Origin of the sequence: Luteimonas sp. gir (genome assembly GCF_037198055.1) — a bacterium.
Classification (GTDB): domain Bacteria; phylum Pseudomonadota; class Gammaproteobacteria; order Xanthomonadales; family Xanthomonadaceae; genus Luteimonas; species Luteimonas citri_A.
Genome location: NZ_JBBAXQ010000013.1, coordinates 26,484 through 43,209 on the forward strand (window position 1 = coordinate 26,484; position 16,726 = coordinate 43,209).

The 16,726-nt window shown below is 70.9% G+C and carries 15 protein-coding genes and 1 tRNA gene; 8 read left to right on the top strand and 8 right to left on the bottom strand.

Annotated elements, in window-relative coordinates; all coding sequences use genetic code 11:
• The first annotated feature begins 501 nt into the window (after positions 1-501).
• The 4 genes from WAF18_RS14820 (at position 502) to WAF18_RS14835 (ending at position 5,477) form a co-directional block, all read left to right on the top strand.
• A complete protein-coding gene (locus WAF18_RS14820) occupies positions 502-1,791 on the top strand; it encodes an NAD(P)/FAD-dependent oxidoreductase (protein ID WP_337245788.1) in 1,290 nt (429 codons plus the stop codon).
• A 57-nt stretch (positions 1,792-1,848) separates the two neighbouring features.
• Positions 1,849-3,489: an acyl-CoA dehydrogenase family protein gene (locus WAF18_RS14825; RefSeq protein ID WP_337245789.1), complete on the top strand. Its 1,641-nt coding sequence runs from the start codon at positions 1,849-1,851 to the stop codon at positions 3,487-3,489.
• A gap of 186 nt (positions 3,490-3,675) precedes the next feature.
• On the top strand, positions 3,676-3,975 hold the full coding sequence (locus tag WAF18_RS14830; protein ID WP_337245790.1) for a metalloregulator ArsR/SmtB family transcription factor: 300 nt from the start codon (positions 3,676-3,678) through the stop codon (positions 3,973-3,975).
• 26 nt (positions 3,976-4,001) lie between these two features.
• The gene (locus WAF18_RS14835) at positions 4,002-5,477 is read left to right on the top strand and encodes a DUF2867 domain-containing protein (RefSeq protein WP_337245791.1); all 1,476 of its coding nucleotides are present in this window, start codon (positions 4,002-4,004) and stop codon (positions 5,475-5,477) included.
• Here the strand turns inward: WAF18_RS14835 and WAF18_RS14840 are convergent.
• From WAF18_RS14840 to WAF18_RS14855, 4 genes are read right to left on the bottom strand one after another with little or no spacing between them, the layout of a single operon-like run.
• The gene (locus WAF18_RS14840) at positions 5,441-7,195 is read right to left on the bottom strand and encodes an ABC transporter transmembrane domain-containing protein (protein ID WP_337245792.1); all 1,755 of its coding nucleotides are present in this window, start codon (positions 7,193-7,195) and stop codon (positions 5,441-5,443) included. The two genes, WAF18_RS14835 and WAF18_RS14840, sit on opposite strands and share 37 nt — an antisense overlap.
• Positions 7,196-7,218: 23 nt before the next feature.
• Entirely contained in the window at positions 7,219-7,809 is a 591-nt protein-coding gene (locus WAF18_RS14845) for a YigZ family protein (protein WP_337245793.1), read from the bottom strand.
• Positions 7,810-7,816: 7 nt separating this feature from the next.
• Positions 7,817-8,704: a hypothetical protein gene (locus tag WAF18_RS14850; RefSeq protein ID WP_337245794.1), complete on the bottom strand. Its 888-nt coding sequence runs from the start codon at positions 8,702-8,704 to the stop codon at positions 7,817-7,819.
• Positions 8,701-9,267 carry an RNA polymerase sigma factor gene (locus WAF18_RS14855; protein WP_337245795.1) on the bottom strand — a complete coding sequence of 189 codons (567 nt, stop codon included), beginning with the start codon at positions 9,265-9,267 and terminating at the stop codon, positions 8,701-8,703. The genes WAF18_RS14850 and WAF18_RS14855 overlap by 4 nt, the downstream gene beginning before the upstream one ends.
• A gap of 193 nt (positions 9,268-9,460) precedes the next feature.
• Between WAF18_RS14855 and WAF18_RS14860 the strand changes: the two genes are divergently transcribed.
• Positions 9,461-12,340 carry an EAL domain-containing protein gene (locus WAF18_RS14860; protein ID WP_337245796.1) on the top strand — a complete coding sequence of 960 codons (2,880 nt, stop codon included), beginning with the start codon at positions 9,461-9,463 and terminating at the stop codon, positions 12,338-12,340.
• Positions 12,341-12,356: 16 nt separating this feature from the next.
• Here the strand turns inward: WAF18_RS14860 and WAF18_RS14865 are convergent, their stop codons facing one another.
• Positions 12,357-13,610 carry a TIGR03862 family flavoprotein gene (locus WAF18_RS14865; RefSeq protein WP_337245797.1) on the bottom strand — a complete coding sequence of 418 codons (1,254 nt, stop codon included), beginning with the start codon at positions 13,608-13,610 and terminating at the stop codon, positions 12,357-12,359.
• Between the two features lie 92 nt (positions 13,611-13,702).
• Between WAF18_RS14865 and WAF18_RS14870 the strand changes: the two genes are divergently transcribed.
• Together WAF18_RS14870 and WAF18_RS14875 are read left to right on the top strand one after the other, a co-directional pair.
• Positions 13,703-13,966, top strand: a complete 264-nt coding sequence (locus tag WAF18_RS14870; protein ID WP_337245798.1) for a DksA/TraR family C4-type zinc finger protein — start codon at positions 13,703-13,705, stop codon at positions 13,964-13,966.
• An 80-nt stretch (positions 13,967-14,046) separates the two neighbouring features.
• Positions 14,047-14,394, top strand: a complete 348-nt coding sequence (locus WAF18_RS14875) for a RidA family protein (RefSeq protein ID WP_183426299.1) — start codon at positions 14,047-14,049, stop codon at positions 14,392-14,394.
• A 100-nt stretch (positions 14,395-14,494) separates the two neighbouring features.
• On the opposite strand, the gene WAF18_RS14880 is transcribed toward WAF18_RS14875, so the two are convergent.
• The 3 genes from WAF18_RS14880 to WAF18_RS14890 all read right to left on the bottom strand — a co-directional run bounded on the left by WAF18_RS14880 (position 14,495) and on the right by WAF18_RS14890 (position 15,814).
• The gene (locus WAF18_RS14880) at positions 14,495-15,112 is read right to left on the bottom strand and encodes a mechanosensitive ion channel domain-containing protein (RefSeq protein WP_337245845.1); all 618 of its coding nucleotides are present in this window, start codon (positions 15,110-15,112) and stop codon (positions 14,495-14,497) included.
• 198 nt (positions 15,113-15,310) lie between these two features.
• Positions 15,311-15,385, bottom strand: a tRNA-Val gene (locus tag WAF18_RS14885).
• A gap of 156 nt (positions 15,386-15,541) precedes the next feature.
• Positions 15,542-15,814 carry a polyhydroxyalkanoic acid system family protein gene (locus WAF18_RS14890; protein ID WP_337245799.1) on the bottom strand — a complete coding sequence of 91 codons (273 nt, stop codon included), beginning with the start codon at positions 15,812-15,814 and terminating at the stop codon, positions 15,542-15,544.
• A gap of 104 nt (positions 15,815-15,918) precedes the next feature.
• On the opposite strand from WAF18_RS14890, the gene WAF18_RS14895 reads away from it, so the two are divergent.
• Positions 15,919-16,722 (top strand): FHA domain-containing protein, encoded by an 804-nt coding sequence (locus WAF18_RS14895; protein WP_337245800.1) that lies wholly within the window; start codon positions 15,919-15,921, stop codon positions 16,720-16,722.
• Positions 16,723-16,726 lie beyond the last annotated feature (4 nt).

Below are 16,726 nucleotides of genomic sequence, written 5' to 3' on the forward strand. Positions count from 1 at the left end.
GGACGGAGACTGCTCCCCGGCTCGGTTCGGCCCGGCAATGCATGCCGGGCGCTCGCGAAGTCGCGCGGCAGTGCCGCGCAAGCGACCTTCGCTTACCCATAGCCCGCGATCGCAATCGCCTCGAACCGAAGTCGGGCTGCCAATGTCTGCAGCAGCGGACTGGCGGTCCGCAAGATCGCGACAGAATCAAAACCGGGGTCAGAGTGCAATTTCGCCTCGCGAAATTGCACTCTGACCCCGGTTCTAGGGGGGGTGTGCACGGCACTGCCGCGCATCCATGCGGGCGCTACGCGTGCTTCGCGGCCGGACCCCGAAGCCGCCTTGATTGTGGGGAAAGCGGTCTCCGGCCGGCAGGCCGCTGCGCATCCCGAAGCGAGCTGCCCCACCGGGTTTGTAAGACAAGCACTTCGTGTGGGCGCTCACGTCAGGCAGCCCACGGGGCGCGTGGTCTGTGAGCCCATCGGTCGTATGCTGTCGCGCCGCGATCGCCCCAGTCGTGTCATGACCGTGATCTCCGTATCCCCGCGCCGACCACTGCGCATCGCCATCGTTGGCTACGGCACCGCCGGCCAGGCGTCTGCTGTGCTGCTCGCACGCGATGGCCACCGGGTCGAGGTCTATGAGCGCGCGCCGGCGCCCGGGCCGGTGGGCGCCGGCTTCCTGCTGCAGCCCAGCGGCCTGCAGGTGCTCTGGCGCATGGGCCTGTTGCCGCAGGTGCTCGGCCATGGCGCACGCGTGGATCGCCTGTTCGGCGAAACGCCCTGCGGCCGCGCGGTCATGGACATGCGCTACGCCGGACTCGATGCGCGCCTGTATGGCCTGGGCATGCAGCGTGGCGCGCTGTTCGAACTGCTCGACCACGCCTGGAACGACCGCAAATCCCTGCATGCCGGCGTCACCGTGACCGGCCCCGACACCACCGACGACCGTTGGCTGGTCGACGAGGCCGGCCAGCGCCATGGCCCCTTCGACCTGGTGGTCGTCGCCGACGGTGCGGCCTCCCGGCTACGTGCCCGGATCGGCGGCGTGCGTCACGACCGGGTTTATCCGTGGGGCGCCTTGTGGTGCCTGCTGGCCGCACGCGACTGGCCGTTCGCCGCCGAACTGCGCCAGCGCTACGTCGCCGCGCGCCGAATGGTCGGCCTGCTGCCGGTCGGCGGCAGGCCGGGCGATCCCGAACCGCGGCTGAGTTTCTTCTGGAGCCTGCCGATCGCCGGATTCGACGCTTGGCAGGCGAGCGCGCTCGACCGTTGGCACGACGAGGTCGCGGCGATCTGGCCCGAGGCGGCGGCCTTGCTCGATACGACCACAACGCATGCCCAACTGGCGCGCGCCAGCTATCGCGACGTCGCACTGCGACGCTGGCACCGGGGTCGCTGGGTGCTGCTCGGCGACGCGGCGCATGCGATGAGCCCGCAGTTGGGGCAGGGCGTGAACATGGCGCTGCTCGACGCCGAGGCGCTGCGCGACGCGCTGCGCTCGCACGCCCCCGCCGACGCACTGCCGGCCTACCAGCAACTGCGCGCGCGGCACGTCGGGATCTACCAGTTCTGGAGCCGATGGCTGACTCCGATCTTCCAGTCCGACCGCGATTTCATCGCGCGGGCGCGCGATGTGGCGTTCCTGCCGATGGGGCGCATGCCCGGCGGGCGTGGGCACATGCTGCGTGTGCTCAGCGGCACCCAGCGCGGCGCCTTCGGCGCGCTTGCGCTGGCGCCGGACTTCGTCGAGGCATTGCAGCGCCCGGTTGACGCGATTGCCGGAGCTGGGGTCGCGTCGTCGATGGCCTGACCGGCACGCCTGGCATGCGCCAGAATCGGCGCAGGTCCGAGGATGGAGACGCGCGCCATGGCCACAGATGCCACCCATGAGGTCGACAACCAGCCACCAGAGTTCGCGCCGCGCGACCTCTGGCACGACGATGTCGCGCTGCGCGAGGCCGTGGCCCGCGAAGGTGGCGACGCCTTTGCCGATCGACTGGCGGGATATGGCGTCCTCGCCGGCGATGCGCTCTACGCCGCAGGCTTCGACGCCAACCGCGATCGCCCGCGGCTGCGCACGCACGACCGCTTCGGCCACCGCGTCGACCGCGTCGAATTCCACCCCGCGTACCACCAGCTGATGGAGGCTGCGATCGGTCATGGCGTCGCCGGCCTGTCGTGGGCGCAACCGGTACCCGGCGCGCACGTGGCACGCGCGGCGCTGGCGTATCTGCATCACCAGGCCGATGCCGGCACCAGTTGCCCGCTGACGATGACCCACGCCGCGGTCCCGGTGCTGCGCCGCGAGCCCCGCCTGCGCGCCTGGGCCGACAAGGTCGCGACGATGCGCTACGACGCCCGCGATGTGCCGATCGAGGACAAGGCGGGCGTCACGCTGGGCATGGGCATGACCGAGAAGCAGGGCGGCAGCGATGTGCGCAGCAACACCACGCGGGCGACGCCGACGAACGACGAGGGCGCCTACACCCTGCGCGGCCACAAGTGGTTCTTCTCGGCGCCGATGTCCGACGGCTTTCTGGTGCTGGCGCAGGCCGACGCCGGGCCGAGCTGTTTCCTCATGCCCAGACGCCTGCCGGGCGGCAAGCGCAACGATTTCCGGCTGATGCGGCTCAAGGACAAGCTCGGCGATTGGAGCAACGCCTCGGCCGAGATCGAGTTCGATCGTGCCTGGGCGCTGCGGGTGGGCGAGGAGGGCCGCGGCGTGGCGACGATCCTGGAAATGGTGATGCTGACCCGGCTCGATTGCATGCTCGCCGCCGCTGCGCAGATGCGCATGGCGCTGGCCCAGGCGCTGCACCATGCCCGTCACCGGCGCGCGTTCGGCCGCGCGCTCGTCCAGCAGCCGCTGATGCGCAACGTGCTCGCCGATCTCGCGATCGAAGCCGAGGCGGCGGTCGTCCTGGCGCTGCGTGTGGCCGGCGCGGTCGATGCCGCAGACCGCGATCCGGCGCAGGCGGCCTTCGCGCGGGTGGCCACGGCGATCGGCAAATACTGGCTGTGCCGACGCGCGCCGGCGTTCGTCAACGAGGCGCAGGAATGCCTCGGTGGTGCGGGCTACATCGAGGAATCGATCCTGCCGCGCCTGTACCGGCAGGCACCGCTGAACTCGATCTGGGAGGGCAGCGGCAACCTGCAATGCCTGGACGTGCTGCGTGCGCTGACGCGCGAACCAGGCGTGGCTGCGGCGCTGCAGGTGCAGATCGAGGCCGCGCGGGGCATGGATGCGGGGTTCGACGCGGCCGCCGACCGGCTTGCGGACCTGCTCGCCGACGCGGCGCGTGCGCCGCAGGACGCCGAGCCGCAGGCACGGCGGCTGGTCGAGTCGACCGCGCTGGTTCTGCAGGGGGCGGTGTTGCTGCGCGCGAACAGTCCAGTCGCCCCGACGTTCTGCGCCAGCCGGCTGGCCAGCGCTCATGCGCTGGCGCTCGGCACGCTCGAGCGCGGGATCGATCTCGACGCCCCGCTGGCGCGCGTGCTGCCGGCCTGACGCGGGACGGGCGTCGCCAAGGTCAAGTGGGGACGCGGCGCGGGTGCTCGCGCGTCTCATGGCGTCGTCGGCCGTGACGGGATGGGGCGTGTTCGCGGGCGGGGCCACCCTGGGGCACACGCCGGGGTTGACGACGGTCGTCGATTGGTTCATTAATTAAGTAATTCGTTAACTGATTGAGTCGCTATGGACCGTGTCTTCGAAGCACTGGCCTCGACGCCGCGCCGACAAATCCTTGCCTACCTCCACGCTGGCGAGCTGACCGCCGGCGAGATCGCAGAGCGGTTCGACTTCAGCAAGCCCGCGCTGTCGGGGCATCTGCGCATCCTTGAGCAGGCCGGGCTGATCGCCCGCGAGAAACGTGGCCAGTTCGTGCATTTCCGGCTCGTGCCCGAGCGCCTGGCCAACACCGTCTTCGCCTGGGCGTCGGAGCTGTGTCCGGTGGCGCGTCCGCTCAAGCGCGAGCGCCGCAAGGCCGCGGACTGACGCATCTACCCGACAGGAACCCGACGATGCTGCATACGACCGAGGTCTCCGAGACGTTTCCTGGCGTCCGCCTGCCGTCGCATAGCGGCGGCCTGCCGGTCGAGGTCACGCTGATCGCGCAGTTGGCACCCGGCCAGGGCGATCCGCTGATCGCCGATGCCGCCCGGCGCCAGCGCGGGCATCCAGGCTTCGTCGATGCGCACGACGAACCCTCGTCGCGGATCGGCGCGATGGATCTGGCGCGCGGCGATCCGTCCTCGCTCTACACCTTCAGCGTCGGCCCGGGCGGCCATCCCTTCCATCGTCACGCCGGCAACCGCATGTTCACCGCGGTCTCGGGCAGCGCCGGTGCGCAACTGCGGTTCTCGACCGCATCGCAGGCGCAGCTTGATGCCGATCCGGCCGCGTTCGTGCGTGCGTTGCATCTGGTCGACATTCCGCCGGACTGCCTGTTCACCGTGCGCTTCGGCGGCGGCACCTGGCACCAGTTCGTCTCGCGCAGTCCGGCGCTGCCGCACCCGGCGCTGTTCGCGCTGTCCTGCCATCCCGATGAGCTGTCGGGCGAACTGCCGGCCGACGTGCGCCGGCGCGTGCTCGACAACGCCGCCGATATTCCCTCGCTGACCGAACTGCTGCCGCCGGCCGTGCAGGCGCTGCTCGACGCGGCGTTGCGCGCGCCGGCGCGCATCGCGACGACCTCGTTGTCGCTGCACATGCCGCCGATGTCGCTGGCGGCGCGTGTGTGCGCTGGGGTCCGGGCGTGGACGGGCCGCCTGCGTCGGCGGCTGCCGGCAAGGCGCGCCAGTGGGTTCCGGACCGAGAACGTCGGCCGCCGCCAGGTCGACCGAATCGTCCCGCCGCCCGGTTCGCTGCTGCAGGTGCAGTTGCCGGGCGCCGGGCACGAGGACGCGGTGGCGGTCTGCCTGGAGGCGGCAGAGTGCGCCGGCGCGCGGCCGGCGACGGCGATGGCTGCGCTGCTCGAAGGATTCGTCGCCAATCCGCCGTCCGGTGTGACGCGTCTGATGGCGCTGCGCAACGTGCTCGTGCGACCGTTCGGCCTGCGGACCTCGCCGCTGGGCTGCCCGGCGTCGTCACTGCTGTCGGACGAGGCGCCGGGCCACTTCGCCGGGCGTTTCCCGGTACTGGCCGAACGCGCATCCGCCGACGGCGACTGCGTGGAGGTAGTGCTCGGTGCCGACGACCGGCACCTTGCGTTCCGCAGCTGCATTCGCGTCGAGGCGTTGCCCGGCGGTGGCCTGCGCTGCGCGATGGCGACCCGTGTGCGTACGCGCAACCGGTTCGGGCGCTTCTACCTGGCGACGATCCGGCACGTGCACATGGCCTACATCGCGCCGGCGATGCTGCAACTGGCGGTCGATCACGCGGTCCGGGCGCTCGGCGTTGGTGCCGCGGCGGGGAGCGCGAGTGCGCGGCCCCGCGGGCCGGGCACAGTCGCCGCGCAGCCTCAGTCGATGAACTGCAGCTTGGCCAACTCCGCGTAGAGGCCACCCTGGGCCAGCAGTTCGGCATGCGTGCCCTGGGCGACGATCCGCCCGCGGTCGAGCACGACGATGCGATCGGCCTTGAGGATGGTCGCCAGCCGATGCGCGATGACCAGCGTGGTGCGGCCCTGCATCAGGCGAGCGAGCGCGTGCTGCACCGCGTGTTCGCTTTGCGCATCGAGTGCCGAGGTCGCCTCGTCGAGCAGCAGGATCGGCGCATCGCGCAGCAACGCGCGTGCAATCGCGATCCGCTGTTGCTGACCGCCCGACAGTCGCGCGCCGCGCTCGCCCAACTGGGCGTCATAGCCTTCCGGCAGGTCGACGATGAACTCGTGCGCCTCGGCCGCGCGCGCCGCCGCCTCGACCTCGGCGTCGGTCGCGTCGAGCCGGCCGTAGCGGATGTTGTCGCGGGCACTGGCGGCGAAGATCGTCGGGTGCTGGGGGACCATCGCGATCAGTTCGCGCAGCGCGGCGGGATCGAGCGTGCGCAGGTCCGCGCCATCGATCGACAGCGCGCCGGTCTCCGGGTCGTGGAAGCGCAACAGCAGCGACAGCACCGTGCTCTTGCCTGCGCCGGACGGGCCCACGAGCGCCACCGTCTCGCCCGGCGCGACGTGCAGCGTGAAGCCGTCGAGCGCCGCCGTGTCGGGCCGGCTCGGGTAATGGAAGGTGACGCCGTCGAAGCGCAGCGCGCCACGCGCCGGCTGGACGATCGCGGCGGGCGTGGCCGGTGCCCGGATCGACGGCGATTCGTCGAGCAGCTCGGAGATCCGGCCCATGCCACCGGCAGCACGCTGCAAGTCGTTCCAGACCTCGGCCAGCGCACCGACCGAGCCGGCGCCGAACAGCGCGTAGAGCACGAACTGGCCCAGCGTGCCGGCGCTCATCCGCCCGGCCACCACGTCGTGCGCGCCCGACCACAACACCACGGTGACCGCACCGAAAATCAGGGTGATCGCGATCGCGGTGATGATCGCCTGCAAGCCGATGCGCCGGCGCGCGGTCGCGACCGAGGTGCGCACGGCATCGCCGAAACGACCGCGCTCATAGGGTTCGCGTGCATGCGCCTGCACGGTGCGGATCGCGCCCAGCGTTTCGTTGGCCAGCGCGTTCGCATCTGCGATGCGGTCCTGGCTCTGCCGCGAGACCTTCTCCAGCTTGCGCCCGCCCAGCACCAGCGGCAGCACGAACAGCGGAATGCCCACCAGCGTGTAGGCCGCCAGGCGGGGACTGGTGACCACCAGCATCGTCAGGCTGCCCAGCACCATCACCACGCTGCGCAGTGCGACCGACATGGTCGTGCCGACGACCGAGCGCAGCAGTTCGGTGTCCGCGCTCAGCCGCGAGACCAGGTCGCCACTGCGGTTCTGCTCGAAGAACGCCTGGTCCAGATCCAACAGGTGCCCGTAGAAGCGGTTGCGCAGGTCGGCGACGACGCGCTCGCCCAGCAGTGAGACGAAGAAGAACCGCGCCGCGGTCGCCAATGCCAGCGCGACTGCGACGACCAGCAGCAGCGCGAACGCGGTGTCGATCTGATCGCCGCCGGTGAAGCCGTGGTCGATCATGCGTCGCACCGCCAGCGGCAGGCTCAGCGTCGCCAGCGACGAGGCCGCCAGCGCGATCAGCCAGGCGACGAACAGGCCGCGCTGGCGCATGACGAACGGCCACAAGGTCTTCAGTGCACCGATGCGCACCTTCGGTTTGCCGGGCTCAGCCACGGTGGATCGGGATCGGAAGGCCATCAGGCATTGTCGTCGATGCGGATACGGTTTCGGGTGGCATCGCGCAGCCGGGTTTTCAAGTCGGCGACGCGGTCGAGCGGCAATTCGACGCGCAACAGCGCGCCGTCGGCATCGAAATGCTCGTCGAGCTTGTGTGCGGCGGCGGCCGGCAGCGCGGCATGCAACGCGCCCAGGGTATCGAAGGGCGCTCGCAACTGCAGGATGCAGGTGTCGATCAGCGGCATCCGTGCCGCGGTCCGCAGGCATTCGGCCGCGCAACCGCCGTAAGCGCGGACCAGGCCGCCGGCGCCGAGCTTGATGCCGCCGAACCAGCGCACCACGACCACGACCACCCGGTCGAATCCCTGGCCGTCGATCGCCGCCAGGATCGGGCGTCCGGCGGTGCCGGCCGGCTCGCCGTCGTCGCTGGAGCGATACTGATCGCCCAGCCGCCAGGCCCAGCAGTTGTGGGTGGCGTCGGGCACGGCCACCTGCTGCAGGAACGCCGCCGCATCGTCGGCGCCGGTGATCGGCGCGGCATGGGCAACGAAGCGGCTGTGCTTGACCTCGAGGACATGGCTGGCGGTCGCGGCCAGAGTGTCGAGCGGCATCGCGATCTCAGTCCAGCAATGCGCGCAGGTCGGGCGGCAGTTCGGCCTGCGGATGGCGACGATGGAACTCGGCCAGGCTGGCACGGGCGGCGTCGATGTCGCCGGCATCGAGCAGTTCGCGCACGCGTGCCAGCCAGGCCTCGCGCACTTCCGGCGCGTCGGCAGACGCGGGCGGCGCGTCGTCCGGCAGGTCCTCAATGATCGCCATCGCCTGGGGCTGGGCACGTGCAGCCATCGGCCGGGTCGCCGATGCCCGGTCGGCTTCGGCGGCCGCATCGCGCTGCGCCGATGGCTCTGGCGTCGTCACGCGGTTGCCGTAGGCGGTGGCGGCGGATTCGGCGCCGCGCGCCGGGCCCCAACCGGCAGCCTGGCGCGCGTCAGGCAGCGGCAGGCCGGCGACCGGCGTCTGCGCCTCGCGAGCAGCGACGGCGGGCGCCTCGACGGCGGCCGAGGCTGCTGGCTGTTGCGGCGCGTCCTGCGCGGGCATCGCCGCCGCTGTCTCGTGTGACGGGGCCGGCACTCGCGCCACGGCAGGGGCCGGGGCGCTGCGTACCGCCGCCGGTACGGCGTCATGCGCGTCGTCCGTCCGCTCGGCCCAGGGCGCATGCGGTGTTTCTGGCGCTGGCCGCAGTTGCCACGCAACGCCGACCGCCATCGCCAGCGACGCGGCTGCACCGAACGCCACCGGCCAGCGACGGCGTCGGCGCGAGGGCGTGCGTGCGGGCGCCGTGGAGGCGACAGCATGCGCAGGTCCGGTCGCCTCCTGCGCGGCGTGGCGCGCTGCGGCCAGGATCGCGGCATCGACCGCCGGAGACGGCGCGGCCGGGCCCGAGACCAGCCGGTCGGCCAGCCACTGTTCCTCGGGCGTCAGCGGTTCGCGGTCGGGGCTGTTCATGGGGTCAAGGTCGCGCGCAGTTTGTCCATCGCATAGCGCAGCCGCGATTTCACCGTCTCGCGGCCGACGCCGGTGATCCGGCCGATCTCTTCGAGCGTGAGCTCGTGTTCGAGCCGCAGCAGCACGACCTCGCGCTGCTCGTCGGGCAGCGCATCGAGTGCGAGCTGCAGGCCGCGCCGCTGCTCGAACTGCGACAACTGCCGCTCCGGATCGTCCGGGTCGACGATGCGCGCCGTCCGCAGCTCGGCGTCTTCAGGCGGCGGCGGGCGATGCTGCGCGGCGCGCCAGTGGTCGGTCAGGCGATTGTGGGCGATGCGATAGAGCCAGGTGGCGAACAGCGCATCGGGTCGCCAGCCTTCGCGCGCCGCAATGACCCGCTGCCAGACATCCTGGAAGATTTCTTCGGCCAGCGCGGGGTTGCGCACCTGGCGCACCAGGAAGCGGTAGAGCTTGTCGCGATGGCGCCGGTACAGGGTTTCGAACGCGGCGACGTCGCCCGCGGTCCATGCCAGCATCAGGGCGTCGTCGCCGGGGGGCTCCTGCTGGCTGGCGACATCGTGCATGCATCGCAGAGTACGTGGCGCGGCGCCGGGCGTGAAGCCCGTATGAGCCGTGCGACAGGGGCGGGCAAGGGCGGCCATGCCCTGGACAACGCGTGGAGGCGGCCAATGGGGTTGCGTCCGCGGCAATGGTCGCGCTTTTGGGTATGCTGCCGCGGGATCAGAATCGTCGAGCACCGTGCCTGTCTGCCATCGCATGAACGCGGCCGTTGCCGCCGACGACGCCGAAGCGCCGCTCCGCGCCGTCATCGCGACGGCGCCCGTGGGTGCGGCGGTGGCCGTGACCTGGGCATCGCACGCGTCCGGCGCCGGTGTGCTGACCTCCGACCATGCGCCCGACGACCTGGCTGCACTGGCGGATGCGACCCTGCGCGCCGGCACCGAGGGTGATACGACGGCGCCGGCGGGCCTGCGGCGTTACGCTCGCGCCATGGTGCAGGACGACGGCCGACTCGCGATCGCGATTCAGGTCGCCGCGGGCGACGCCGCCGCCGCCGCGGCCTGGTTGCCCGCGGCCCTGCACGGTATGGCCGGTGCGCTGGCGTTGGCGCGCGCCGAGCGCCGGCTCGAATCGATGCGCCGGGCCGAACGGCTGCAGCAGGCGCTTTATGAGATCGCCGAGCTGGCCAGTTCCACACTGGACATGGACGAGGTGCTGGCGCGCATCCATGCCGTCGTCGGCCGGCTGACCACGGCCGAGAACTTCTACATCGTGCTCTACGACGATCTGCGCGAGACGCTGCGCTTCCTGTACTTCGTCGACGAACGCGATCCCTGGCAGGCCGATCCGCAGCAGGAGCTGTCCATCGCGCAGATGCCCGACAGCCTGACCACGGTGCTGCTGCGCGAGGGGCAGCCGATGCTGGGCCCGTCGGCCGCATTGCGCGCGCAGTACGGCCTCCCCGACAGCGACACGCTGCACGGCCCCGACAGCGCCGATTGGCTCGGCGTGCCGCTGCGCCGCGACGGGCGCATCTGTGGGGCGCTCGTGGTGCAGAGTTACGACCAGCCCGACCGCTACCGCGATGAGGACCGAGCGCTGCTGGAGTTCGTCGCCCAGCACATTCTGACTGCGCTCGATCGCAAGCGCGCCCAGGCCGAGCTCGAGCGGCGGGTCGCCTCGCGCACGCAGGAACTGCAGACCGCCAACCGCGGCCTGCAGGCGCAGATCGTCGAGCGCGAACGCGCCGGCACCTTGCAGCGTGCGCTGTATCGGATCAGCGAATTATCGGCAGCCCCCGGCAGCCTGGAGCGTTTCTACGCGGACCTGCACGCGATCGTCGGCGAACTGCTGTACGCGCGCAATTTCTACATCGCCATGCTCAGCCCCGACGGCACCCGGCTGGAGTTTCCGTACTCGATCGACGAGCGCGATGCGGTCCGCCGGGCGCGGCCGCGCGGCGACGGCCTGACCGAGTATGTGATCGCAACCGGCGCGCCGTTGTTGGCCATGCACGAGGACATCCGGCGGCTGGAAGCGGCCGGGGCGCTGCGCAGTCACGGCAGCCACGCGCAATGCTGGCTGGGTGTGCCGCTCGGTCGCGATGGCCGGCCGGTTGGGGTGATTGCAGTGCAGAGCTACGATCCGCAGATCGCGTTCTCGCCCAATGACCAGGCGCTGCTGACCTTTGTCGCCCATCACATCGACAGCGCGATGGACCGCAAGCGCGCGCAGGAACAGCTCAAGGCCGCGCACACGGAACTGGAGTTCCGCGTCGAGGCGCGCACCCGCGAACTGGAACGCGCCAACCGCGAGTTGCGCGCGCAGATCGGCGAGCGCATCCGCGCCCAGCAACGCCTGGTCCATCAGGCGCGCCACGATCCGTTGACGGGCTTACCCAACCGCGTGCAGCTGCTCGAACGCCTGGATGCCGCGCTGTCGCCGCTGCGCGAGGGCGGGCGGGCTGCGTTCGCGGTGCTGTTCCTCGACCTGGACCGCTTCAAGCTGGTCAACGACAGCGTCGGCCATGCGGCCGGCGACGCGATGCTGGTCGAGATCGCTCAGCGCATCACCGCCTGGCTGGGGCCTGACGACATCGCCGCGCGGCTGGGCGGCGATGAGTTTGCGATCCTGCTCGGCGGTGTCGACGATCCGGGAATCGCCGATCGGAGGGCGAGTGCGCTGCTGGCGGCTCTGGCCAAGCCGGTGTGGGTGGCCGGACGCGAGTTGTTCCCGTCGGCGAGCATCGGCATCGCGATGTCCCATCCCGAGTACGTGGACGGTGACGGCGTGCTGCGCGACGCGGACGCGGCGATGTACCGGGCCAAGGCTTGCGGGCGCGACCGCAGCGAGCGCTTCGACGAGGCGATGCGGGCCGAGGCCATGCGCCTGCTGGATCTGGAGGCCGACCTGCGCCGGGCGATTCTGCAGGACGCGTTCGAGCCGCACTTCCAGCCGATCGTGCGCCTGGCCGATGGCGCGGTCGTCGGACACGAGGCCTTGCTGCGCTGGCGGCACGAGGTGCACGGCCTGCTGTCGCCGGCCGAGTTCATCGGGGTCGGTGAGGACAGCGGGCTGATCGAGCAGGTCGACTGGTTGATGTATCGCCAGGTCTTCCGGCGCATGGCGGCCGACGCCGGCACCGGCTATGTCTCGATCAACGTCTCGCCGCGACACTTCCGCTCCGAGGACTTCGTCGAGCGGCTGCTGCGGCTGATCGACGAGGCCGGCGCCGACCCGCGCCGGCTGCGGATCGAGATTACCGAGGTCGCGCTGCTCGACGATGCGCCGCGTGCGCTGCGCATGCTGAATGTGCTGCGCAGTCATGGCGTGCTGGCGCTGCTCGACGACTTCGGAACCGGCTTCTCGGCGTTGTCGTATCTGCACCGCTTTCCGATCCAGGCGCTGAAGATCGACCAGAGCTTCGTGCTCGGGCTGGGGGGAGAGATGCACGCCGAAAGCCTGGCGCTGGTGCGCGCGATCCTGGCACTGGCGGCGACGCTGGGCATCGACACCATCGCCGAAGGCATCGAGACCGCGCAGCAACGCGATCTGCTCGCAGCGCTGGGCTGCCAGTACGGCCAGGGGTTCCTCTACGGGCGTCCGGCCGCCGAACGCGCAACCGGCATCGGCTGAGCCGGGCTTGCGACGCTCAGCGCGTGCGCTGCAGCCAGTCCAGCGCCCCCTGCGCGGCACGCCGGCCGCTGGCAAAGCATGCGGTCAGCAGATAGCCGCCGGTCGGCGCTTCCCAGTCGATCATCTCGCCGGCGACGAACGTGCCCGGCAACGCGCGCAGCATCAGCGCGTCGTCGAGCGCCTCGAAACGGACGCCACCCGCGCTGGAGATGGCCTCGGCCAGCGGGCGCGGGGCGCGCAGGATCAGCGGCAGCCGCTTGATCGCCGCCGCCACGCGCGCGGCATCGCCCAGCGCATCGCGATCGAGCCGCTCGAACAGCAGCGCGGTCTTGGCGGCATCCAGGCCGGTCGCCCGGCGCAGGTGCTCGCCGACGCTGCGGCGCCCGCGCGGGCGTTCGAGATCGCGCTGCAGACGCGCTGCATCGCGTCCCGGCGCGAGGTCGATCTCGAGCCGGGCGTGGCCGTCGCGCGCGATCGTGTCGCGCAGCGCACTCGAGATCGCGTAGATGGCGCTGCCTTCGATGCCGGTCGTCGTGAGCACGCACTCGCCCTGCAACGCCTGCGGCGTGCCGTCGGCCGCGCGCCAGTGCAGGATCACCGGCTTGAGCGGTGCACCGGCATGGCGCTGCGCCAGGTGGGCGCTCCAGCCGATATCGAACCCGCAATTGGCCGGCACCAGCGGCGCGACCTCGATGCCGCGCGCGGCGAGCAGAGCCTGCCAGGCACCATCGGAGCCGAGTTCGGGCCAACTACCGCCGCCCAGCGCCAGCAGCACGGCGTCGGCCGCGTGCGTATGCGGCCCCTGCGGTGTCTCGAAAGCCAGGCGATCGTCGGCATCCCAGCCGGTCCAGCGATGCTGGACATGGAAGCGCACGCCGTCTTCGCGCAGTTGCCGCACCCAGCCGCGTAGCAACGGCGCGGCTTTCAGGTCCTCCGGGAACACCCGGCCCGAACTGCCGACGAAGGTCGGCACGCCGCGTGCCTTCGCCCAATCCCGTAGCGCCTGCGCATCGAAGGTGTCGAGCCAGCGTCCGACCGCGTCTGCTCGCGCGCCGTAGCGCGCATCGAATGCAGGCCGCGGCTCGGCATGGGTCAGGTTCAGTCCGCCCTTGCCGGCAATCAGGAACTTGCGCCCGACCGAGCCCTTGGCATCGAACAGGTCGACCTCCACGCCGGCGGCGCGGGCGACCTCTGCCGCGAACAGTCCTGCAGGACCGCCGCCGACGATCGTCAGGCGGGAAGGGGCAGGGGAGCGGGGCGCATCGGACATCGCGCCATTATGCCGGCCGCCGGCACTCATCCCCCAGCCACAGGCGCACTGCTAGGCTCTTGGGCAGACGTTGCGAACAGCAGGAGTCGGCCATGGCGACCGGATGGGCAGGCGACGGTGCGGTGCAGGACCAGATCGATGCGACCGTCAAGGACGCGATCGAGCGCGCGCGCAGCCAGCTGCGCCGCGGTCCTGGCCTGCGTCATTGCGAGGAATGCGACGCGCCGATCCCCGAAGCGCGTCGCATTGCCGTGCCCGGCGTGCGGCTGTGCGTCGAATGCCAGGCGCAGCATGACGAGGACCGTGCCTCAGCCGGCTACAACCGCCGCGGCAGCAAGGACAGCCAGTTGCGCTGAGCGCGATACCTCATGCGCCGCGCTTGCGGCGAGCCGCCCGCGATCGCTACCGTGGGCGGCCTTCACGTCAGGAACGCTCCATGATCCAGCGCATCGACGCCGGCCCGCGCATGTCCGAGGCCAGCATCCACAACGGCATCGTCTACTGTGCGGGGCAGGTGCCCGAGACCGCCGGCGCCGATATCGGCGTCCAGACCCGCGAGGTATTGGCCGCAATCGACACGCTGCTGGCGCAGGCCGGCAGCGACAAGACCCGCATCCTGCAGGCGCAGATCTACCTGGCCGACATCGCGGATTTTGCCGGCATGAACGCCGAATGGGACCGCTGGGTGGTCGCCGGCCAAGCGCCGTCGCGCGCGACCGTCGAGGCCCGGCTGGCCGACCCGGGCTGGCGCATCGAGATCGTCGTTTCGGCCGTCGTCGGCTGACACCCGGCACGCGGGGCGGAAACCGGGGTCAGAGTGCAATTTCATCTCGCGGAATTGCACTCTGACCCCGGTTTCCGCGGTTTGCGTCTGGCGCACCGGGTCACACGTCGAGCGGATCGCCCCGCTTGGCGCCCACGCCCTTGGGCTCGGGCAGCGCACCGCCGCGCCAGCGCCGCAGCGCACGCTGGAAGAACAGGCTATTAGGCACCTGCAGCACGGTGCCCGCGCCGTCGCCGTCGTCGGTCTCGCGCAAGGTCGTGTAGACCAGATTGATGTCCACGACCTGGCCGCGCAGGCCCGGCTTCTCGCCGTTCTCCAGCAGCTCGACATGATCGTAGAGCCGGAACGGTCGCGTGGTCAGGATCAACATCGTGCAGAAGATGTTCGACAGCACGCTCCAGGCTGCGAAGAACGCCACTGCGCCCACCGCCGCAAAGCCCGTGAATGCGGTCCATAGCACGGTGCCCGACACACCCATGCGTTCGAGCGCCAGCAGCAGCGCGGCCGCGTAGATCAGGAAGGTCATGACCCGACGCGCGCCGACCACCGCTTCGGGTGGCAGCGTGTAGCGGCGTCCGACGCGGTCGAGCAGGCGCCGCCCGAGCAGACGCAACAGCCAGGCCGCGAGCAGGATCAGCAGGATCTGGCCGCCCGGCACGACGATGTCGAGCCACTCATGCAGCCAGGGAGGAAGACGATCGATCAAGCGCACACCCACTTCGCACAAGGCGCCCACAGCGCCGTCTGGGGAATTCTACGCGCGGCATCGCTAAGCCGCGGCGCACGCGAGGCACGGCACTGGTCGCGGTTGCCGATCATCAATTCGACGTGCTCGACGCGCTGGGCATCGACAGGCGATGCAACGCGTGCGCCGGATACGAAAAAGCCGGCACTGGGCCGGCTTGTCCGATGCTGTTGGTGGGCGGTGCAGGGTTCGAACCTGCGACCCTTGCCGTGTGAAGGCAATGCTCTACCGCTGAGCTAACCGCCCGAAACGCTGTCGCCAGGACTGGGGAACGTGGCCGTTCCGCTGTCCGTATCGCCGGGGCCCCAAGGCTGCCGGTGCGATCGGGACGCGCATTCTACGGTCGAATCGACGCGCCGACAAGCCATGCGTGCAGGCGTGTCGAAGGCACCGCCAATGCGCTCAGAATCGCTCCGAGAGCACGCGGCGGATCTCGGCTTCGATCGGGCCGCGCATCGCCGAGAGCAGGAAGCCCAGCTTGGCGGTCACGTGCAGGCTGTCGGGCAGCAGGGCGATCGCGCCGTCGACGCCGGAGCGGTTGAAGTTGAGCGTGTCGCCGTTCCACGTGGACTTCATGTCGAAACGCTCGGCCAGCAGGCGCGCGACGTCTTCGACGGCGCTGCGTGCCTCGGCCTGCGGCAGGGAGTGGGGGTGGGTGATGTCGATACCGGACATGTCGGTCGCTTTGTCTGCATTGGGCGCTCATTCTGCGGCGCCGCGGCGCATCGACCAAGTGACGGATGCGGCGCGCGGCGCGGCTCGTGCTAGATTTCCGCCGCATGACTGCGCTCAAGCTGCGTTTTCCCGGGTCCTCGACCGATGATCTGCCCCTCGAAGCGGGCGAGCTCGGGCTGGGCCTGCGCGCCGACGGCGCCGGGCTTGCTCCCGTGGCGACCGAGGCCGCCTGCGTGCGCGTGTGTGTCGACCGCCGCGGCGTCTGGCTGACGGTCGGCGAGGCCGCCGGCGGCGTCCACGTCAACGGGCGACGCATCCAGCGTGTGGCGATGCTGCGCACCGGCGATGCGATCTTCGTCGCTGGGCACGAGCTGCGCCTGCTTCCCCAGCAGCCGCCCGCGCCCCCGTCCGCGGAGGACGTGCCGCAGGGCGATGCGGCCGATCCCGATCCGCGCATGGTGCTGCGGGGCCTGGGCGGTCGCTACCACGGGCGCTGCTTCACGCTCGACCGCGCGCGACTGATCGGTCGTCAGTCCGATGCCGACATCCGCATCGACGACCCCGGCTTCGCCGATCGCCATGCGCGCCTGGAGCGGGTGGGCGATCGGGTGCGGCTGATCGACCTGGGCTCGGCGGAAGGCAGCGTGGTCAATGGCCAGACGGTGCGCGACGCGCTGTTGCAGCCCGGCGACCAGATCGTGTTCGACGCCCACCATCGCTTCGTCGTCGAAGCGCCGTCTCGCGGCGGCATGATCACGTTCGGCCATGGCCCTGCGGACGAATTCGACGATGGGCCCGATCCATTCGATGTTCCGGCGACCGGGCGGCTGCGGTTGCCCTGGCTGTTGCTCGCGGCGGTGCTGCTGGCCGCGGCGCTGGGCGCGTTGTTCCTGTTCGGCGCCAGCTGAGCCG